The following is a 19,719-nucleotide window of genomic DNA, read 5'->3' as shown; positions in this document are numbered from 1 at the left end:
CCGTGACGTAGGGGGGCGACATGCTGAAGGTTCCCGTCAGTGGGCAACGCCTGGACATTCTGGAGTGGCTGCGGGACCCCGCCGCGCACTTCCCACCACAGCGCTACGGCGACCTCGTCGAGGACGGCGTCAGCCCCGCGGCGCTCGCCGCCAAGCTCGGTGTGAGCCGTGCCGTGGCGCGCACGCATCTCGACCTGCTCACCGGAATCGGGCTGCTGCGGGTCAAGAAGGTCAGACGGCGGGCCTTCTACCGCCGCGACGAGTACCGCATCGCCGAGGTCGCGCATTTCTTCGAGAAGGGCTGGTAGGACATCGGCAGCCGGCCGCAGGAGGCACACATGGCTCACTCGCGCGGCGCCGGTAGCCGTGGCGCGCTCGTACCCCGGCGCTTCGTCCCGCTCGACGGCCGCGGCCCCGAGGACGTGGTGGCCGACTCCCGAGGCCGGGTGCTGACCGGCCTGGAGGACGGCCGCATCGTGCGCGTGGATGGTCTCGGCGATCCAGACCGCACCCGCGTCCGGGTGCTCGCGGAGACGGGCGGCCGGCCCTTGGGCCTCGAACTCCTCCCGGACGACGGCCTGTTGGTCTGCGACGCCCGGCGCGGCCTGCTGCGGATCGGGCTCGACGACGGCATCGTGCGCGTCCTCGCCGACACGGTGGCCGGGAAACCCCTGCGCTTCTGCAGCAATGTGGTCGCACTGTCGGACGGAACGCTCTACTTCACGGTCTCCAGCCGGTGTTACCCACTGGAGCAGTGGATCGGCGACCTTGTCGAGCACACCGGAACCGGCCGCCTGCTGCGCCTGGCACCGGGGGAGAAGGAACCCGAAGTACTCCTGGAAGGGCTGCAGTTCGCCAACGGACTCGCACCCGCGGCGGACGAGTCCTTCCTCGTCGTCGCGGAGACCGGCGCGCGGTGCCTCACCCGCTACTGGCTCGCCGGGCCGAAGCAGGGCCGCGGCGAGACCTTCGTCGACGATCTGCCCGGTCAGCCCGACAACCTCTGGCGCGCCCCCGACGGCCCGATCTGGGTCGCGCTGGCCGGACCCCGCGTCGCCGCCCTGGAACTCCTCCACCGCCGAGGCCCCGCGCTGCGGCACACCGCCGCCCGCCTCGCGGTGCGCGCACCGTTCCGTCCCCCGGGCACCGCGGGGGTCATCGCCGTCGACGACGAAGGCCGCGTCCTCCATCACCTCGACCGCCGCCGCGCACGGTTCCGCATGGTCACCAGCGCCTGCGAGGCCGACGGCCGGCTGGTCCTGGGGAGCATCTGGGAACGGGGGATCGCCCTGTGCGACCTGCCCGCTTCCACGGACTGAGCCGATGGGCACGGCCGGTCGTCAGGGAGGGCGCCCGGACGCCCGGCCGGTGGCCACAGACTGAGCCGAGTGTGCGCGGCCGGTACCTCCGGCGTTACCCTGTTCACCGGCCGCGATCTTGTGTCGCGGCGCGGCGGTGGGGCCCGCCGTACCCGAACCGCGGCATGGCTGCCGCCAACGGTCCCTACTTGCGATGACGTGTGCCCCGCGGGGCCCGGCGAGTAGGAGAAGTACGTCCATGACAGTCCCGCACCCCGAGCGAGTCGACGAACCCGACACGCCCGCCCCCGTCCGCATGCCGGTGCGGAGGGCGGCGTCCCCCTGGCACGGCCAGGGACCCGTCGTGGCGATGGTCGCGCTCGGCGGCGCCATCGGCGCCACGGCCCGCTACGGCGCGGTGCTGCTGTGGCCGGTGCAGACGGGCGGATTTCCCTGGGCCACGTTCTGGGTCAATGTCGTCGGCTGTGCCGTGATCGGTGCCTTCATGGTCGTCATCACCGACGTGTGGGCGGCCCACCGGCTGGTCAGGCCCTTCTTCGGTACCGGCGTGCTCGGCGGCTTCACCACCTTCTCGACGTACGCCGTCGACATCCAGAAACTTCTCGACGCGGGCCACCCCGGGACCGGGTTGGCCTACCTCGCCGCGACCCTGTTCGCGGCGCTCGCGGCGGTATGGCTCGCGGTGACGGCGGCACGCCGCGCCCTGGCATGGAGGCAGCGATGACGAGGCTGACGGGCAGCGCCCTGCGGGTGACGATCTTCATCGGCGAGAACGACACCTGGCACCACAAGCCGCTCTACACGGAGATCGTGCACCGCGCCCACGCGGCCGGCCTCGCCGGCGCCAGTGTCTTCCGGGGCATCGAGGGCTTCGGCGCCTCCTCCCTGATCCACACCTCCCGGCTGCTCTCGCTGAGCGAGGACCTCCCGGTGGCCATCGTGATCGTGGACTCCGAGGAGCGCGTACGGGCCTTCCTGCCGAGGCTCGACGAACTCGTCACCGAGGGTCTGGTGATCCTCGACGACTGCGAGGTCATCCGGTACGTCGGACGGGGCGGTGCCGGTGAGGGCATCCCCCGCAACGCCTCCGAGGGCACTTCCCGCAACACCCGCGACGCCACGGACGGGAAAGGCGACGCGGCCGGGAAAGGTGAGAAGTCGTTGTGAACTGGCTGCTGGTGATCATCGGTGCCGCGGTCGGCGCACCCCTGCGCTATCTGACCGACCGGGCGGTGCAGCTGAAACACGACACGGTCTTCCCCTGGGGCACCCTTGTCGTCAACGTGGCAGGCTGTCTGGTCCTGGGGCTCCTCACCGGCGCGGCCTCGGCGGGCCATGCCTCCGCGCACCTGCAGCTGCTGATCGGCACGGGTCTGTGCGGGGCGCTGACCACGTACTCGACGTTCTCGTACGAGACACTGCGGCTGACCGAGACCGGCGCAGGGTTCTACGCTGCCGCCAACGTGATCCTGAGCGTGACGGCCGGCCTGGGCGCGGCGTTCGGCGGGGTCTCGTTTGCGCAAGCTTTGTGGACCTAGGCGCCGGGCGTTCGCACGCGTAGGTAAGACTGTCCCCCAGCACCGTCTACAGCACTGTCGACCAACTCCTCAGAACTGGATCCCATGAGCGTCATCAACGTCGGTCAGGCCGTCGTCCTCGGAGCCGTCGAGGGGGTGACCGAGTTCCTCCCCGTCTCCTCCACCGGCCATCTCAAGATCACCGAAGGGCTGATGGGCATCCCCGTCGACGACAACGCCGTCGTCGGGTTCTCCGCGGTCATCCAGGTCGGCGCGATCGCCGCCGTGCTCGTGTACTTCTTCAAGGACATCGTGCGGATCGTCTCCGCCTGGGGGCGCGGGCTGCGCGACAAGAACGAGCGTCAGCACCACGACTACAAGTTCGCCTGGTGGGTCATCTACGCGACCATCCCGATCGTGATCGTGGGCCTTGCGGCCAAGAACCTCATCGACGGCCCGCTCGGCTCGCTGTGGGTGGTCGCGGGCTCGCTCATCGTCGGCAGTGGTGTGATGTGGGCGGCGGACCAGATGGGCCGGCACAAGCGCGGTGAGGACGACACCTCGTTCAAGGACGCGATGCTGGTCGGCAGCTCCCAGATCCTCGCCCTGCTCTTCCCGGGCTTCTCGCGCTCCGGCGCCACGATGTCCACGGCGCTCATCCTGGACCTGGACCGCGTCGCGGCCACCCGGCTCTCCTTCTTCCTCGGCATCCCCGCCCTGACCGGTGCCGGTCTGTACGAGCTGAAGGACGCCCTGGGCACGGGCGTCGGTGCCGCCCCGCTGGCCGTCGGCACCATCGTCTCCTTCGTCGTCGCGTACGGCTCCATTTCCTGGCTGCTGAAGTTCGTCGCGAAGCACTCCTTCAACGCCTTCGTGATCTACCGGATCATCATCGGCGTGGCGCTGCTCGGCCTGCTGACCACGGGCGTCCTCGACAGCTGAGGACGGAAACCGCTGATCACAGGGGGCGTGAAGCCGATTTTCAGGCTTCGCGCCCCCTGAATTTTTCCTTTCGCTCCCCTTGACAGCCCCCTCTCGGCACCCGCAGGATCACCTCCGTGAACCTGTCAGACAGCCAGACAGGTGGCTCGGTACCGCGGCGCGTCAGCGCCATGGAAGCGGTGCTCACCCACCTCCGCAGCGCCATCGAGCGCGGCGAGTACGCCATCGGCGACAAGCTCCCCTCCGAGGCGGAGCTCTGCCGCCGCCTCGAGGTCAGCCGTCCCGTGCTCCGCGAGGCGCTACGGGCCCTGCAGGTCATGGGCCTGACCGTGTCCCGTACCGGCAAGGGCACCTTCGTGATCGCCAACGCGGTCGAGGACCCCACCTTCGGCGACTACGCGGCGAGCGACCTACTCGAAGTGCGCCGCCACGTCGAGATCCCCGTCGCCGGGTACGCGGCCGTGCGCCGCACCCCGGAGAACCTCGACCACCTCGCCCATCTCCTCGACCGGATGGAGCGGGAGACCGACACCACCGCCTGGGTCGCGATGGACACGATCTTCCACATCGCCGTCGCCGAGGCCTCCCAGAACCCGGTCTTCCGCCGGGTCATCGAAGAGATCCGGGACGCCCTGGCCCGCCAGTCGGCGTTCCTGAACGAACTCGGTGGCCGCCGCGAGCAGTCCAACCGCGAGCACCGCGCGATCGTCGAGGCACTGATCGACGGCAGCGAGCACGACGCGGTGGAGGCGATGTCCCACCACCTCGACCGCGTCGAGACCACCCTCACCGACATCGTGCGCCCCGCGCACACGAACACCCCCACGGAAGGCGGAACCGAGGCGTGAGCGAGCAGTCCCTTCAAGAAGACGCCCCATCGACACCCGCCGCGAAAGCGGCCGCGCACGTCGACGCCGGAGACGCGGGCTACAGCAAGTCGCTGAAGTCCCGGCACGTCAACATGATCGCCATCGGCGGAGCCATCGGCACCGGCCTCTTCCTCGGCGCCGGCGGCCGCCTCGCCGACGCCGGGCCCTCACTGTTCGTCGCCTACGCGGTCTGCGGCCTCTTCGCCTTCCTGGTGGTGCGCGCGCTCGGCGAACTCGTCCTGTACCGGCCGTCGTCCGGCGCCTTCGTGTCGTACGCCCGTGAGTTCCTCGGCGAGAAGGGCGCCTACGTCGCGGGCTGGATGTACTTCCTCAACTGGGCCACCACCGGCATCGCCGACATCACCGCCGTCGCCGTCTACACCCACTACTGGGGCATGTTCTCCGACATCCCGCAGTGGGTGATCGCGCTCATCGCGCTCGCCGTCGTCCTCACCGTGAACCTCATATCGGTGAAGCTCTTCGGCGAACTGGAGTTCTGGTTCGCGATCATCAAGGTCAGCGCGCTCGTCGTCTTCATGCTCATCGGCATCTTCCTGCTTGTCACCCAGCACCCGGTCGACGGCCACAACCCCGGCCCGTCGCTGATCACCGACAACGGCGGCATCTTCCCCAACGGCCTGCTGCCCATGCTGCTGATCATCCAGGGCGTCGTCTTCGCCTACGCCTCCGTCGAGCTGGTCGGCGTCGCGGCGGGCGAGACCCAGAACCCCGAGAAGATCATGCCGAAGGCGATCAACTCCATCATGTGGCGCGTCGGCCTCTTCTACGTCGGCTCGGTCGTCCTGCTGTCGATGCTGCTGCCCTGGAGCAAGTACAGCGCGGATCAGAGCCCCTTCGTCACCGTGTTGTCGAACATCGGCATCCCGGCCGCGGGCGGCGTCATGAACCTCGTCGTCCTCACCGCCGCCATGTCGTCCCTCAACTCCGGCCTGTACTCCACCGGACGCATCCTGCGCTCCATGGCGATGTCCGGCTCGGCACCGAGGTTCACCGGCGTGATGAGCCGCAGCCAGGTCCCGTACGGCGGCATCCTGCTCACCAGCGGCATCTGCGTCCTCGGTGTCGGCCTCAACTTCGTCGTGCCCGCCGACGCCTTCGAGATCGTGCTGAACTTCGCGGCGATCGGTATCCTCTCCACCTGGGGCATGATCATGCTCTGTCACCTGCTGTTCTGGCGGAAGACCCAGAACGGCGAGCTGTCCAGGCCGGGTTACCGCCTCCCCGGCTCACCGTGGACCGAGATCGTGACCATCGGCTTCCTCGCCTCCGTACTGGTCCTGATGTACGCCGACGGAGGAGCGGGCCGGACGACCGTGCTGTGTCTGCCGCTGATCGTGGCGGCCCTCGTCGCGGGCTGGTACGGAGTGCGCCGCCGGGTCGCCGGAATACGCGACGGGGCCGACGCGTGAACCAGACCATGACGTACGGCAGTTCGGTCGCCGGGGTGACCTCGGCGGCCTCGGTCGCCGCGGCCCCGGTGATCCGCGAACCCCTGCACGCCCCCGTCGCCCATCTCGTACGCGGCGGTGTCATCGAGGGCATCCACTACGGCTCGGTGGTCGTGCTGGCCGCCGACGGCAGCGTGGAACTCCAGACCGGCGACATCGAGGCGGCCTTCTATCCGCGCTCGGCGCTCAAGCCCGTCCAGGCCGTGGCCATGCTGCGGGCGGGGCTGCCGCTGGACGGCGAGCTGCTGTCGCTGACCGCGGCCAGCCACTCCGGTGAGGAGCGCCATCTCGCCGGGACCCGGCGGATCCTGGAGCTGGCCGGACTGCCGGAGGACCGGCTGCGCAATGTCCCGGACCTGCCCTTCGACCCGGTCGTCCGCGAGGCCTGGGTGCGCGAGGGACGCCTGCCTTCCCGGCTCGCCCAGAACTGCTCCGGCAAGCACGCGGCCATGCTGTACACCGCGCACCTCAACGGCTGGTCGCTCGACGGCTACCTCGACCCGGCCCATCCGCTCCAGCAGGCCATCGCCGAGATCGTCGAGGACCTCACCGGACAGGCCATCGCCCAGGTGACCGTCGACGGCTGCGGCGCGCCCCTCTTCTCCGTCTCGCTGCACGGGCTCGCCCGCGCCGCCGCCCGGATCACCACCGCCGCGCCGGGCACCCCCGAGGCGCGGGTGGCCGACGCGATGCGCGAGCACGCCGAGATGGCCTCCGGGTCCGGGCGCGACGTCGCCGCCCTGATGCGGGCCGTGCCGGGGCTGCTCACCAAGGACGGCTTCGAAGGTGTGCAGGTCGCGGCGCTGCCGGACGGCCGCGCCGTCGCCGTGAAGATCGCCGACGGCGCCGACCGGGCGCGAATCCCGGTGGCCGCGGCCGCCCTCGCGCGCTGCGGGGTCGATCCGGCCGCGCTCGCCGAGTTCGCCGGCGCGCCGCTCCTCGGGGGCGGCGCGGTGGTCGGGCACATCCGGCCCGCCCGCGCGCTCGACCCGCTCACGCACCCCACGTACGTCTGAATCACCCACTCTCTGCTGAAAGTTGGCCCGCACAGCCATGACCGCCGCAGCCCACCGCAGCGAACACGACCTGCTCGGAGACCGCGACGTCCCCGCCGAGGCGTACTGGGGCATCCACACCCTGCGCGCCACGGAGAACTTCCCCATCACGGGAACGCCGATCTCCGCCTACCCGCATCTGATCGACGCCCTCGCCGCCGTCAAGGAGGCCGCCGCCCGCGCCAACGAGGAACTCGGCCTGCTGGAACCCCGCAAGGCGGCCGCCGTCGTGGAGGCCTGCCGGGAGATCCGGGACGGCAAACTGCACGACCAGTTCGTCGTCGACGTCATCCAGGGCGGCGCCGGCACCTCGACGAACATGAACGCCAACGAGGTCGTCGCCAACCGGGCGTTGGAGCTCCTCGGCCACGCCAGGGGCGAGTACCAGCACCTGCACCCCAACGAGGACGTCAACCTCGGCCAGTCGACCAACGACGTCTACCCGACCGCCGTCAAGGTCGCCACGGTCTTCGCGGTGCGCGGGCTGCTCAAGGCGATGGCCGTGCTCCAGGACGCGTTCGCCGCCAAGGCCTTCGAGTTCCGCGACGTGCTGAAGATGGGGCGTACGCAGCTCCAGGACGCGGTGCCGATGACGCTGGGGCAGGAGTTCTCGGCGTACGCGGTGATGCTGGACGAGGACCGCAGCCGCCTCGCCGAGGCCGTCGAGCTGATCCACGAGATCAACCTCGGTGCCACCGCCATCGGGACCGGCCTCAACGCCCCGGCCGGATATGCCGAGTCGGTGCGCCGCCACCTCGCGGACATCACCGGACTGCCGCTGGTCACCGCCGCCAACCTGGTCGAGGCGACCCAGGACTGCGGTGCCTTCGTCCAGATGTCCGGCGTACTCAAGCGGATCGCGGTCAAGCTCTCCAAGAGCTGCAACGACCTGCGGCTGCTGTCCTCCGGGCCGCGCGCGGGCCTCAACGAGATCAACCTCCCGCCCGTGCAGGCCGGTTCGAGCATCATGCCCGGCAAGGTCAACCCGGTGATCCCCGAGGTCGTCAACCAGGTCGCCTTCGAGGTGATCGGCAACGACGTCACCATCACCATGGCCGCGGAAGCAGGGCAGCTCCAGCTCAACGCCTTCGAGCCGATCATCCTGCACTCCCTGTCCGAGAGCATCACGCACCTGCGGGCCGCCTGCCTGACCCTCGCCGAGCGCTGCGTCGCCGGGATCACCGCCAACACCGAGGTGCTGCGCGCGGCGGTCGAGAACTCCATCGGGCTGGTCACCGCGCTGAACCCGCACATCGGGTACACGGCCGCCACCGACATCGCCAAGGAGGCCCTCGCCACCGGGCGCGGTGTCGCCGAACTCGTCCTGGAGAAGGGCCTGTTGCCCGCCGAGAGGCTCGCGGAGCTGCTGCGGCCCGAAGTTCTCGCGGGCCAGGGCTCCGTCCAGGCCTGACGTGCGGATGAGCGCCGGGACCGGACGGGCGGCAGAATGGTGATCATGTCCGCGTCGTCGTCCCTCACCTTCCAGCCGGTCCTGGAGCGCATCGCCACCGAGATCGCCCAGACGCCGGGGCGCGGGCGGCCCGCCGACTACATCCCGGCGCTGGCCGCCTGCGACCCGCGCCGTTTCGGCATGGCCGTCGCGGAGCTCGACGGCACGGTGTACGGCGTGGGGGACTGGCGGCAGCCGTTCTCCACGCAGTCCATCACCAAGGTCTTCACGCTCGCCCTCGACCTGGCCCGCGAGGCGGACGAGCTGTGGGAGCACGTCGGCCGCGAGCCCTCAGGCAACCCCTTCAACTCACTGGTCCAGCTGGAGTACGAGAACGGCATTCCGCGCAACCCCTTCATCAACGCGGGCGCCCTCGTCGTCACCGACCGGCTGCAGACCCAGACCGGCGACGCGGCGGGCACCCTGCTCGCCTTTCTGCGCGCGGAGAGCGGCAACCCGGACCTGACCTTCGACAAGGACGTCGCCGCCTCCGAGGCCGCGCACGGCGACCGCAACGCCGCGCTCGGCCACTTCATGGCCTCGTACGGCAACATCGACAACCCGGTGCCGGTGCTCCTGGACCAGTACTTCCGGCAGTGCTCGATCGAGGCGTCCTGCGCCGACCTCGCCCTCGCGACCGGGTTCCTGGCCCGGCACGGCATCCGGACGGACGGCTCCCGGCTGCTCAGCCGCAGCCAGGCCAAGCAGGTCAACGCGGTGATGCTGACCTGCGGCACATACGACGCGGCGGGCGACTTCGCGTACCGGGTCGGCCTGCCGGGCAAGAGCGGCGTGGGCGGCGGCATCATCGCGGTCGTCCCCGGCCGCTGCACGCTGTGCGTCTGGGGTCCCGGGCTGGACCAGCGGGGCAATTCGGTGGCGGGTGTGGCGGCGCTGGACCGCTTCACGACACTGACGGGGCTGTCGGTGTTCTGAGGGTGAGTCCCGAAGGGGCGCGGGGGCGCGACATCATGCGGCTCCGCCGCGTGGGCGCGACCAGTCACGACAAACCCGCAGCTGACAAACCACCCGCCGATCTCCGCGTCACCCAGGCGGAGCGAGCCGTCACACGAAGGCCCCCGCCCGGAGGGCACCACGTCGCTTTCCGGCCACCCGGCGTTGACACGCTTCCCGAGTGTTGGCCATGGCTTTCCCCGTCGATCTCCGTCGCTGCCAGGCCCTCGGTCTGGCGGGTTCCGCCTTTCTCGCGCTGGGCGGTGAGACGGCCGGGGCCCTGCCCGCGCGGGACCTCCTCGCCCCAGAGTCCGGGCGTGCCGTGCTCGGCCTGGTCGGCGTGTACTTCGGCGTCGTCCTGCTGATAGCCGCTTGGGCGCTGCTGGGCACGGTCGTACGAGGTCCGAAGCCGCCGACTCCGCGCGCCCTGCTGCTCGTGCTGGCCGTCTGGGCGGCGCCGCTGCTCCTCGCGCCCCCGCTGTTCAGCCGGGACGTGTACAGCTATCTCGCGCAGGGTGCGATGGTCGACGCGCACATCGACGTGTACGCGCACGGGCCCGCGCAGTTGGGCGGTCCGCTCGCCGACGAGGTGGCGCCGGTCTGGCAGCAGACCACGACGCCGTACGGCCCGGTCTTCCTCGCCGTCGCCTCCGCGCTGTCCGGACTCACCCGCGGTGAGATACCGGCCGGGCTGCTGGGCATGCGCCTGGTCGCCCTGCTCGGCGTCGCCCTGATGGCGGCGGCGCTGCCCCGCCTCGCCCGGCACAGCGGCGCCGACCCGGCCGCCGCGCTGTGGCTGGGGGCGCTCAACCCCCTGGTCCTGCTGCACCTGGTGGCCGGTGCGCACAACGACGCCATCATGCTGGGTCTGCTCGGCGTCGGACTGGTCGCCGCGCGCGGCCGGTGGTACGTCCTGGGCGTCGTCCTCGTCACCCTCGCCGCGCTGGTCAAGGCGCCCGCGGTGCTCGGGCTGCTGGCGGTCGTCGCGCTCCGCGGGCGCCGGGGGATGGCGAAGTCCGTCCTGACCACGACCGCGACAGCCCTCGCGACCACGGTCGCGGCCACCGCCGCGACCGGCACGGGGTACGGCTGGATCGCGGCCCTGAAGACCCCCGTCTCCCCGCACAACTGGTCGCCCACCAGCGTGCTCGGCCGCGTCACCGGCGCCCTGCTCCAGAAACTCGGCAGCGGTCTCGCGCCGCTCGCCCTCCCTGTCTGGCACACGGCCGGACTCTTGATGACCGTGATCGCCGTCCTCTTCATCTGGCTGCGCCTCAGACCCGGCCCGATCTACGCGCTGGGCCTGAGCCTGGCCGCGGTGGCCGTGTTCGGCCCGGCGATCCGGCCCTGGTACGCGCTGTGGGGCCTGTTCCTCATCGCCGCGGCGGCGCCCAGCACTTCGGTGCGCCACCGGGTCGCGGCGGCCAGCGGCGTGCTCGCCCTCGCCGTGCTGCCGAGCGGCGGCCCACCGGACGCCGAACAGGTGGTCCTGGCCGTCTCCGGGGGAGTGCTCGCCCTCGTCGTGCTCAGGCAGGCCCAGCAGGCGGCGCGACCGGCACTGGAGCGGACGGCATGAGACGACCGAGCACCGATCAGGGACGGCTGCTGCTGGTACTCGGACTGGTCACCGCCGTGGGCGTGTTCACCGCCACCGTGCCGCTGCTGCGCGACTGGTTCGATCTGCGCGTCTACTTCGGGACGGTCGACGCCTGGGTCCACCACGGCGGCCGGATCTACGACTACCGGGTGCCGGGAACGCCGTACGGCTTCACGTACCCGCCGTTCGCGGCCCTCGGCATGCTGCCGATGGCGCTGGTCGGGCTGCGCGCGGCGATCGCCGTCGGAGTGCTGCTCAACCTCGCGGCGCTGGTCTTCGTGGTGTGGATCCTGGTCGGGCCCGCGCTGCGCCGGTACGGCTGGTTCGGGTTCGCCCTGGCGGGCTGTCTGCTGGCCCTCTTCGAACCGGTCCGTGACACCTTCAGCTTCGGTCAGGTGAACCTCCTGCTGCTGGCCCTCGTGCTGGGCGACGCGTGGCTGCTGTCCACCGGCCGGGGGCGCCGGGCGGGCGTCGGCATCGGCCTGGCGGCAGCGGTCAAGCTCACCCCCGCGCTCTTCATCGGCCTGCTGCTGCTCGCCCGCCGCCGGCGCGCCGCCGGGGTCGCGACGGCCGTCGCCGCGGCGGCCACCGCGCTGGCGGCCTGGGCGGCACCGGACGCCTCGCGCTTCTACTGGACCGACGCGGTGTGGGACACGGCCCGCGTCGGTCGCCTCGCCTATGTCTCCAACCAGTCGTTGCAGGGCGTGCTGGCCCGGCTCGCGGCACCGGGCGAGCCGAGCCGGGCCGCCTGGGCGACGGCCGCCCTGGTGGTCCTGTGCGTGTGGGCGTGGCGGACCTCGCGCGCCCTCGCCGGCGAGGACTGGACGGCCGCCTTCGCCCTCACCGGACTCGCCGCCTGCCTCGTCAGCCCCATCACCTGGGTGCACCATCTCGTCTGGCTGCTGCCGTCCTTCGCCGTGCTGCTGCACCGGCGCCGCGTGCGGGTCGCCGCCGCGCTGTACGTGGTGCTGTGCAGCAGCGTGGTGTGGCTGTGGTTCGACGACGCGTCCGGTCTCGACGGGTTCCTCGGCAGCAACACGTATACGTGGATCACGCTCGGGCTGCTGCTGTGGCTGCCCGTCGGTCAATCGCGGGTGAGCCGGCCACCCTTGAGACGCAGCGCCAGGGCCACGCCGCCGGCGCCCAGTCCCGCCGCGCCCGCGATCCAGGCCGTCTCCGGCCAGCCGGATCCGTCGTCCTCCGGAAGCGCGGGGGCCACGGGCAGGGCGGCCGGTCCCGCCGCCGGCACGGCACGCGTGTCGATCAGCGAACCGACGGGATCGACATGTCCGGATGCCTGGAAGCCCCAGTCGAGCAGCGAGCGGGCCTCCTCGTACACGGTGAAGCCGCCGCCCGCCTGAGGGTTCATCACCGTGACGACGAGGGTGCGCCCGCCCCGGCGCGCGGCGGCGACCAGCGTGTTGCCCGCGTTGCTGGTGTAGCCGTTCTTCACGCCGATGAGGCCCGGGTACCGCGCCACGCCGTCGGCCCCGGTCAGCAGCCGGTTGGTGTTCTCGATCGGGTACGTGGAGCCGTCGCCGGGGAAGGTGGCCTCGGCTGTGGAGCAGTACCGCGCGAACTCCGGGTTGCGCAGTCCGGCCCGCCCGAAGACCGCCAGGTCGTACGCCGACGAGACCTGGCCGGGTGTGTCGTAGCCGTCGGGTGAGACGACGCGGGTGTCGAGGGCGCCCAGCGAGCGGGCCTTGGCCTGCATCCGGGCGGCCGTGGTCTCCCAGCCGCCGTTCATCGCGGCCAGCACATGCACGGCGTCGTTGCCGGAGTTGAGGAAGACACCGCGCCACAGGTCGGCCACCCGGTAGGTGTGCCCCTCGTCGACGCCCACCAGGCTGCTGCCGTCGCCGATTCCCTCCAGCTCCTTCGCCTTGACGGTGTGCCGGATGCCGCCGGGCAGCGCCGGGAGCACGGTGAGCGCGAACAGGGTCTTGAGGGTGCTGGCGGGCGGCAGCTTGAGGTGCGCGTCGTGCGCGGCGAGGACCTCGCCGGTGCGGGCGTCGGCCACCAGCCACGACAGCGCGGATACGTCCTCGGGGACCTCGGGTGCCCCGGCCCGTGGCCGTACCTGTGTCCCGGGCCGGTACAGCGGCGGCGGCTGCGAGGCCGCGGGTCTCGGCGCGTCCGGGTGGTCCGTGCCCGCGCGGGCGAGGGCCGGGCCCGGTGTCAGGGCCAGTGCGCCGACCACACAGATGGCGGAGCAGGAGACGGTGGCGCGGGAGATGCCGGCGCGAGATGAGAATCCGATGGTCATTCCGCCAACGTAGGAACGGAGTCGCCGTACGCCGGGGTGCCAGGGCCGAGCGGCGGGATCGAGTACCCGGATGCCGCACGCGAGAGAGATCAGGCGGGCAGGGTCGGCTGGACCTGGCGGAGGAAGGTCGCGTTGTCCGGGGTGGCGCGCATCCGCTCCAGGAGGGTTTCCAGGGCGGCCTGGCCGTCCCGCGTCTGCAGGGCGCGGCGCAGCCCTCGCACGGCCGTCAACTCGGCTGCGGGCAGCAGGAGTTCCTCGCGGCGGGTGCCGGACGGGGTGATGTCGACGGCCGGGAACACGCGCCTCGCGGCCATGGTCCGGTCGAGGCGGAGCTCCATGTTCCCGGTGCTCTTGAGCTCTTCGAAGAAGAAGTCGTCGGCGCGGGAGCCGGTCTCCACCAGGGCGGTGGCGAGGATGGTGAGCGAGCCGCCCTCCTCGGCGAGGCGTGCGGCACCGAAGAACTTCTTGGGGCCGTGCAGCGCGGCGGCGTCGACACCGCCGCTGAGGGTACGGCCACCGGAGGCGGCCGCGTTGTTGTGCGCCCGGCACAGCCGGGTGAGCGAGTCCATCAGGATGACGACGTCCTCGCCCTGCTCGACGAGCCGCTTGGCGCGCTCGATGACGAGTTCGGCGAGTGCGATGTGCTGCTTGGGCGTCTTGTCGAAGGTCGAGGCGAAGACCTCGCCCCGGACGGAGCGTCGCATGTCGGTGACTTCTTCGGGCCGCTCGTCGAGCAGCACCACCATCAGGTGGCATTCGGGATGGTTGCCCGCCACGGCGGCGGCGATCTGCTGGAGCAGCACCGTCTTGCCGGTCTTGGGCGGAGCGACGATCAGGCCGCGCTGGCCCTTGCCGACGGGGGAGACCAGGTCGACGACGCGTCCGGGAAGACCGCTCGCCGGGTGCTCCAGGCGGAGCCGGTCGCGGGGGTGCAACGGGGTGAGGTCGCGGAAGTGCGGACGGCGGCGCAGTTCATCGGGGGTGCGGCCGTTGATCCGCTCGACCTCGGCGAGGGTGCGGGGTCCGCCGCGCAGGCCTTCGACGGTGTCGCCCTTGCGCAGGCCGTGACGGCGGATCAGCGCGGCGGAGACCTGGACGTCGGTCGGCGTGGGCAGGCAGCTCTCGGCGGCGCGCAGGTACCCCTGCCCGTTGTGCGCGATGTCGAGGACACCGGCGGCCTGGGCCGGGAGCTGCTGCTTTACAGGAGGGTGTTCGAGTGTGGTGGTCATGAGAGGGGGTCCTTTCAAGGACGGGTTCATGAGGTCATGAGGAAGGGAGGGGGATGTGCCGGGGGAGGCGGCGTGCTCACGCCCCCGTGCGGCAGGGAGACATCACCTCGGGTACGGCGGACGGGATGTACTGCCCGTGGCCATGCTCAAGAGGTGGTGCTGAGAAGCTGGTCGGCCGGTCGGAAAGCGACGGGCGTATCAGCGAAATGAAGTGGAACCGGCACCGGCGCCCGAGACGGGGCGTACACAAGTGCTGCTCGCACTGTACCACCCGTTTGCCGGGTCCGGCTGTGACGTGTGACTCACCCGGCTCATGCGGAGCCGCGGGCGGGCGGCCCAGTGGCTCAGCGGGTGGGGAGAAGGCGTACCTGGGGTTCAGCGGGTGGGGAGAGGCGTACCTGGGGTTCAGCGGGCGGCGAGAAGGCCGTACAGCAGCGGGATGCGCGGCTCGCTCTCCGGCAGTCGCCACCAGCCGGACGGCGTACGGGTCATCTGCGGCCACCGGGGCCAGGGAAGCTCGTCGCTCTCCCGCAGACGCCGAATGCCGAGCCCCGCCCCGACGAGGGCGTTGATGACGTCGTCCAGCCCGTGCATCCACTCGTAGCTGTCGGTCGCGCCCCGCACGGCCGGGCCGTCGGTGTACGTGTACGTCGCGTCCCGGCCGCCCAAGTAGTCGTGCCCCAGCAGGAGTTCGCCGCCCTCGCCCTCGGCGGGCTTACGTGACGTCGGCGCCCGCCCGTGCCGCGATGTCGACTGCGGACGTCACGGACGCCTCGGAGATGTCGTCATCCAATCGTGCGCGCCCGGGGAACGGCGGGAAGAACTCCGGATCGGCGGGAGTTGGTGCGTGTCGAGTAGCCGACGACGAGAGAGGCTAGGTCTCATGCGCGCACTGATCGTTGACCCCACGGCCCCCGGAAAGCTGCGACTGGGGGAGGCCACGGATCCTGTACCCGGCCCCGGTCAGCTCCTGGTCGAGGTCCGGCACACCTCGCTCAACGCGGCCGAGCTGTTCTTCGCGGAGCGGGCCGCGCCCGGGGATGTCCTCGGCTTCGACGCGTCCGGTGTCGTCGTGACCGCGGCGGCGGACGGCAGCGGGCCGTCGGCCGGCAGTCGGGTGGTGGGCTTCGCGTCCGGCGGCGGCTTCGGCGCGCTGCGGGCCATGGACACGGTGGACGTGGCCGTGGTCCCCGACGGCGTCGACCTGGGGGAGGCGGCCACCCTGCCGGTCGCCGCGGGCACGGCCTTGCGGGCGCTGGAACAGGCGGGACCGCTGCTCGGCCGCCGGGTGCTGGTGACCGGCGCGTCCGGCGGTGTCGGCGGGTTCGCCGTGCAGCTCGCGGCCATCGGCGGCGCGTATGTCATCGCCGCCGCCGGATCCGAGGAAAGCGCCCGTGGACTCACCGAACTCGGCGCGGACGAGGTCGCCATCGGCCTCACGGGGGTGACGGAACCGGTCGACGTCGTGATCGACACGGTCGGCGGCGACCAGCTAGCCGCCGCATACGCCCTGTTGGCGCCCGACGGCAGCCTCCAGAGCGTCGGCTGGGCCTCGGGGCACGAGGCCACCCTGCCGGTGGGCTCGACCCTCGGCAGCCGCACCCCCAAGGCGATCGTCTCCGTCTACAACGGCGTCGGACTCACCGACCGCCAGGCACAGTTGCGCAGGCTGCTCGCCCTGGTCGTGGCGGGAAGGCTGCGCGTGCCGGTGGGCTGGCGCGGACCGTGGGACAAGATCGCGGACGCGGCGGAGGCACTGGGGAGCCGGACGTTGCGCGGGAAGGCGGTGTTCGATGTGGGGTGACCTGCCTTTGGGGGCGGGTTGGTGCGGCTGACGGGTGGAGAGTGCGATGAGCCAGTACTTCGACATGGGCGACGAGACGCTGTGGAATCCGTCCAATGGGGCGGCGCGGTTGTTCCTGCGGCAGGTGGCCGTGTTCGAGGCGGAGCTCGGCGTGCCATCGGGCGTCGGACCCATGGAGAACGACGAGTGTCAGATCGACCCCGTCGCCCTCGGAGTCTTCGCCAACGCTCTGCTGGCGCGGTACCGGCAAACGGGTCACGCCATCATCCTGGCGCTCTCCGAAGGGTTCATCGTCACACTGCTGGCCCTCGCGCAACGCGCAGGTGCCGAATTGCACTGGTCGGCGTCCGGCGATGAACAGAACCACGGATTCCGGGACCTGCAGGTGCCTCTCCACCCCGCAGCGCCTGTCGCCACTGCCGAGCGGACACAGGCGGACCGGATGCGCACGAAGGTACGGGAGTTGGACCGCTTCATGGCGCGGTGACCGGTACGGGCGGAGTCCCGCCGGTACGTCTGTGACCGGCACGGACGGAGTCCCGCCGGTACGCCGGTGGCCGGCGCCGACCACGTCAACCGCCGTTCGAGGGTGTTCGATTGACCGTACGATCCGGGCAGAATTGTTCGTCGTACGGCCCAACTCGGCACCCCAGTCAGGAGAACCCGGTGGACACCTCACCCGTCACGCCGCATCGCATGGACCCGGCGGGCGGCTGCCCGCACGCCGACAACGCGCGGCTGCTCGCGCGGGGCGCCGTCGCGTCGGTGGTCCTGCCCGGTGACGTGGAGGGCATGGCGGTGCTCGGGCACGACGCGCTGAAGGAGTTCCTCGCGGACCCCGAAGTGGCCAAGGGGGCCCAGTACTTCACCGCGCTGCGGGAGGGGCGGATAGCCGCCGGATGGCCCTTGATGACCTTCGCGACCGTGCGGGGAATGACGACCGCGGACGGGGACGACCACCGGCGGCTGCGATCACTGGTCAGCAAGGCGTTCACCGTCCGGAGGGTCGAGGAACTGCGGCCCCACATCGAGGAGTTGACGGCCGGACTGCTCGACGACCTCCAGCAGGCAGCCGAGGAGGGCGGCGAAGTCGCCGATCTGCGCAGGCACTTCGCGCTGCCGCTGCCGATGGGCGTCATCGGTGAGCTGCTCGGGGTCGACGCCGAGTACCGCGACCGGCTGCACCATCTGTCGAACCAGGTGGTCGCCACGGACATCGGCCCGGAGCAGGCGGTGGCCGCCAACCGTGAACTGGTCGCCATCCTGAGCGCCGTGGCCGCCGCGCGGGCCGAGCGGCCCGGGGACGACCTCACCAGCGCGCTGATCGCCGCCCGGGACGATGAGGGCGACCGGCTCAGCCAGGAGGAACTCATCGGCACCCTGGTGCTGATGATCATCGCCGGGCACGAGACCACGCTGAACCTCATCACCAACGCGGTACGGGCGCTGTGCGGCCACCGGGATCAGCTGGAGATGGTCACGAAGGGCGAGGTGAGCTGGGCGGACGTGGTCGAGGAGACGCTGCGCTGGGACGCGCCCGTCAGCTACTTCCCGTTCCGGTATCCGGTGCGGGACCTGACCGTCGACGGGACCGTCATCCCCCAGGGCACGCCGGTGCTCGCCGGATACTCCGCCGCGGGGCGCGATCCGGCCGTGCACGGACCGGACGCCGACCGCTTCGACGTCACCCGGCCCGGCAGGCCCGGCGCCGCCCGGCACCTCTCCCTCGGACACGGCGCCCACTACTGCCTCGGCGCCCCGCTGGCCCGCCTGGAGGCCACCATCGCCCTGGAGCGGCTGTTCACCCGCTTCCCCGACCTCGACCTCGCCGTGCCCGAGGCAGAACTCTCCCGTCACTCGAGCTTCGTGGGCAACAGCGTGCGAGCGCTTCCGGTGCGGCCGGGAACCTCCCGCGGCTGACCGCGCGCATACCAGCCATACGACACCGCGATGGCCCTGAGCTGACCCTTTTCTTGTTCTGACCAAAGGCCGTCCCTACGCTTCCAGCACCGCACACCTGCGGCACTGGACAAGGGACATGGCAATCATGGGTCGACTGGCCGGAAAAATCGCTTTCATCAGCGGAACGGGGGCTGGAATAGGGCGGGCCGCGGCTCAGATATTCGCGGCGGAAGGCGCCACCGTATTCGGCTGCGACCTCGACCCCGACGCCGCCGGGGAAACGGTCGAACTGGTTGAGAAGGCCGGCGGAATCATGCAGTCCCTGGCGCCGGTCGATCTGTCCACCGAGGCGGGCGCCAGAGAGTGGATCGACGCGGGCCTCGCGGCGTTCGGCGGGATCGACATCCTCTACAACAACGCCTCCGCGCTGCGGAACGGGCCGTTCGAGACCATGCCCGCCGAGGACTGGTACTTCACCATCAAAAACGAGCTCGACATCCCGTACTTCTGTACGCAGGCGGCCTGGCCGCACCTGATCGCCCGCGGCGGCGGCACCGTCCTCAACGTCGCCTCGGTGGCCGCCGTGCGGGGCGCCCCCTTCATGCCGATGGTGCCGCACGGCGCCGCCAAGGGCGGGGTCCTCGCGATGAGCAAGCACCTGTGCGCGGCCGGCGCCCCGCACCGCATCCGCGTCAACACCATCGCCCCCGGCATGACCCGTACGTCCGCGACCGCGCCCTTCCTCGACGATCCCGACGGGCCGAAGGCGCAGCTGGAGGCGCGGATCCCGGCCGGGCGCGTGGGTGAGCCCGAGGACATCGCGCGCGCCGCGGCCTTCCTCTGCTCCGACGAGGCCGCGTTCGTCAACGGCGCCAACCTCATGGTCGACGGCGGCGACAGCGCGATGGCGGGCTGAGCGCCGGTGACCACACGACTCGACCACGTGGGCGTCAACGTACGCGATCTGCCCGCTCTCACGGCCTGGTACCGGGACGCCTTCGGGCTGAAGACCGTCTTCGAGTTCACCCTCGAAGGGCCCGGACTGAGTGCCGTGGTTCTGGAGCATCCGCACGGCTGGCGCATCGAACTGCTCGCCCGGCCCGGCTCCGCGCCAGGGCTGCGGGCGCCCGACCCGCTGACCGCCGCCCTCACCGAGGGATATGGGCACTTCGCGGTCACCACCCCCGAACTCGACCCCGTCTACGCGGCCCTGGTGGCCCACGGAGCGGGCGAGGCCATGCCACCGGGACCGTCCCCCGAGCCCGGAATCCGCATGGCCTGGGTCACCGACCCCGAGGGCAACCTCATCGAACTGATAGAGCGCCGCACTACTTTTTCCGAGTGAG

19 protein-coding genes and 2 pseudogenes are annotated in these 19,719 nt (G+C 71.3%); 18 read left to right on the top strand and 3 right to left on the bottom strand.

The genetic code is table 11. The features are described 5' to 3' along the window. The first annotated feature begins 20 nt into the window (after positions 1 to 20). The 13 genes from ACZ4WS_RS16025 (at position 21) to ACZ4WS_RS15965 (ending at position 12,533) form a co-directional block, all read left to right on the top strand. Positions 21 to 308, top strand: coding sequence for an ArsR/SmtB family transcription factor (locus ACZ4WS_RS16025; protein WP_467980809.1), 288 nt, complete (start codon positions 21 to 23; stop codon positions 306 to 308). A gap of 30 nt (positions 309 to 338) precedes the next feature. Then, positions 339 to 1,319, top strand: a complete 981-nt coding sequence (locus ACZ4WS_RS16020; protein WP_467980808.1) for an SMP-30/gluconolactonase/LRE family protein — start codon at positions 339 to 341, stop codon at positions 1,317 to 1,319. 238 nt (positions 1,320 to 1,557) lie between these two features. Continuing rightward, positions 1,558 to 2,043 carry a fluoride efflux transporter CrcB gene (gene crcB, locus ACZ4WS_RS16015; RefSeq protein WP_467980806.1) on the top strand — a complete coding sequence of 162 codons (486 nt, stop codon included), beginning with the start codon at positions 1,558 to 1,560 and terminating at the stop codon, positions 2,041 to 2,043. Further along, positions 2,040 to 2,486, top strand: coding sequence for a DUF190 domain-containing protein (locus tag ACZ4WS_RS16010; protein ID WP_467980804.1), 447 nt, complete (start codon positions 2,040 to 2,042; stop codon positions 2,484 to 2,486). Before crcB (ACZ4WS_RS16015) ends, ACZ4WS_RS16010 begins: the two co-directional genes overlap by 4 nt. Then, positions 2,483 to 2,857 (top strand): fluoride efflux transporter CrcB, encoded by a 375-nt coding sequence (crcB, locus tag ACZ4WS_RS16005; protein WP_467980802.1) that lies wholly within the window; start codon positions 2,483 to 2,485, stop codon positions 2,855 to 2,857. Before ACZ4WS_RS16010 ends, crcB (ACZ4WS_RS16005) begins: the two co-directional genes overlap by 4 nt. An 84-nt stretch (positions 2,858 to 2,941) precedes the next feature. Next, on the top strand, positions 2,942 to 3,778 hold the full coding sequence (locus tag ACZ4WS_RS16000; protein WP_467980800.1) for an undecaprenyl-diphosphate phosphatase: 837 nt from the start codon (positions 2,942 to 2,944) through the stop codon (positions 3,776 to 3,778). Between the two features lie 170 nt (positions 3,779 to 3,948). Then, the gene (locus ACZ4WS_RS15995; RefSeq protein WP_467981095.1) at positions 3,949 to 4,626 is read left to right on the top strand and encodes a FadR/GntR family transcriptional regulator; all 678 of its coding nucleotides are present in this window, start codon (positions 3,949 to 3,951) and stop codon (positions 4,624 to 4,626) included. Then, entirely contained in the window at positions 4,623 to 6,077 is a 1,455-nt protein-coding gene (locus tag ACZ4WS_RS15990; protein WP_467980799.1) for an amino acid permease, read from the top strand. Before ACZ4WS_RS15995 ends, ACZ4WS_RS15990 begins: the two co-directional genes overlap by 4 nt. Positions 6,078 to 6,085: 8 nt before the next feature. Then, positions 6,086 to 7,132, top strand: coding sequence for an asparaginase (locus ACZ4WS_RS15985; protein WP_467981093.1), 1,047 nt, complete (start codon positions 6,086 to 6,088; stop codon positions 7,130 to 7,132). Positions 7,133 to 7,169: 37 nt separating this feature from the next. Continuing rightward, on the top strand, positions 7,170 to 8,582 hold the full coding sequence (aspA, locus tag ACZ4WS_RS15980; protein WP_467980797.1) for an aspartate ammonia-lyase: 1,413 nt from the start codon (positions 7,170 to 7,172) through the stop codon (positions 8,580 to 8,582). 36 nt (positions 8,583 to 8,618) lie between these two features. Continuing rightward, positions 8,619 to 9,557, top strand: a complete 939-nt coding sequence (locus tag ACZ4WS_RS15975; RefSeq protein ID WP_467980795.1) for a glutaminase — start codon at positions 8,619 to 8,621, stop codon at positions 9,555 to 9,557. A 208-nt stretch (positions 9,558 to 9,765) separates the two neighbouring features. Further along, positions 9,766 to 11,151 carry a polyprenol phosphomannose-dependent alpha 1,6 mannosyltransferase MptB gene (gene mptB, locus ACZ4WS_RS15970; protein ID WP_467980794.1) on the top strand — a complete coding sequence of 462 codons (1,386 nt, stop codon included), beginning with the start codon at positions 9,766 to 9,768 and terminating at the stop codon, positions 11,149 to 11,151. Next, positions 11,148 to 12,533 (top strand): glycosyltransferase 87 family protein, encoded by a 1,386-nt coding sequence (locus tag ACZ4WS_RS15965; protein ID WP_467980792.1) that lies wholly within the window; start codon positions 11,148 to 11,150, stop codon positions 12,531 to 12,533. Before mptB ends, ACZ4WS_RS15965 begins: the two co-directional genes overlap by 4 nt. 59 nt (positions 12,534 to 12,592) lie before the next feature. Here ACZ4WS_RS15965 and ACZ4WS_RS15960 read toward each other — a convergent pair. The 3 genes and pseudogenes from ACZ4WS_RS15960 to ACZ4WS_RS15950 all read right to left on the bottom strand — a co-directional run. Then, a pseudogene (locus ACZ4WS_RS15960) lies at positions 12,593 to 13,438 on the bottom strand (D-alanyl-D-alanine carboxypeptidase family protein); the annotation flags it as partial. 89 nt (positions 13,439 to 13,527) lie between these two features. After that, positions 13,528 to 14,667 carry a transcription termination factor Rho gene (gene rho / locus ACZ4WS_RS15955; RefSeq protein ID WP_467980791.1) on the bottom strand — a complete coding sequence of 380 codons (1,140 nt, stop codon included), beginning with the start codon at positions 14,665 to 14,667 and terminating at the stop codon, positions 13,528 to 13,530. Positions 14,668 to 15,072: 405 nt separating this feature from the next. Further along, a pseudogene (locus ACZ4WS_RS15950) lies at positions 15,073 to 15,384 on the bottom strand (SAM-dependent methyltransferase); the annotation flags it as partial. A 166-nt stretch (positions 15,385 to 15,550) separates the two neighbouring features. On the opposite strand from ACZ4WS_RS15950, the gene ACZ4WS_RS15945 reads away from it, so the two are divergent. The 5 genes from ACZ4WS_RS15945 to ACZ4WS_RS15925 all read left to right on the top strand — a co-directional run bounded on the left by ACZ4WS_RS15945 (position 15,551) and on the right by ACZ4WS_RS15925 (position 19,718). Further along, complete coding sequence (locus ACZ4WS_RS15945) at positions 15,551 to 16,471, top strand: zinc-binding dehydrogenase (protein ID WP_467980789.1); 921 nt, start codon at positions 15,551 to 15,553, stop codon at positions 16,469 to 16,471. A 46-nt stretch (positions 16,472 to 16,517) separates the two neighbouring features. After that, on the top strand, positions 16,518 to 16,958 hold the full coding sequence (locus ACZ4WS_RS15940; protein ID WP_467980788.1) for a DUF6086 family protein: 441 nt from the start codon (positions 16,518 to 16,520) through the stop codon (positions 16,956 to 16,958). Positions 16,959 to 17,167: 209 nt separating this feature from the next. Continuing rightward, positions 17,168 to 18,391, top strand: coding sequence for a cytochrome P450 family protein (locus tag ACZ4WS_RS15935; RefSeq protein WP_467981091.1), 1,224 nt, complete (start codon positions 17,168 to 17,170; stop codon positions 18,389 to 18,391). 118 nt (positions 18,392 to 18,509) lie between these two features. Continuing rightward, positions 18,510 to 19,289 carry an SDR family NAD(P)-dependent oxidoreductase gene (locus ACZ4WS_RS15930; RefSeq protein WP_467980786.1) on the top strand — a complete coding sequence of 260 codons (780 nt, stop codon included), beginning with the start codon at positions 18,510 to 18,512 and terminating at the stop codon, positions 19,287 to 19,289. A gap of 6 nt (positions 19,290 to 19,295) precedes the next feature. Then, a complete protein-coding gene (locus ACZ4WS_RS15925; protein ID WP_467980784.1) occupies positions 19,296 to 19,718 on the top strand; it encodes a VOC family protein in 423 nt (140 codons plus the stop codon). Position 19,719: the final 1 nt, after the last annotated feature.

The sequence above is a fragment of the Streptomyces sp. NPDC029292 genome (genome assembly GCF_055569295.1).
This window is presented reverse-complemented; position numbering and strand designations above follow the sequence as displayed.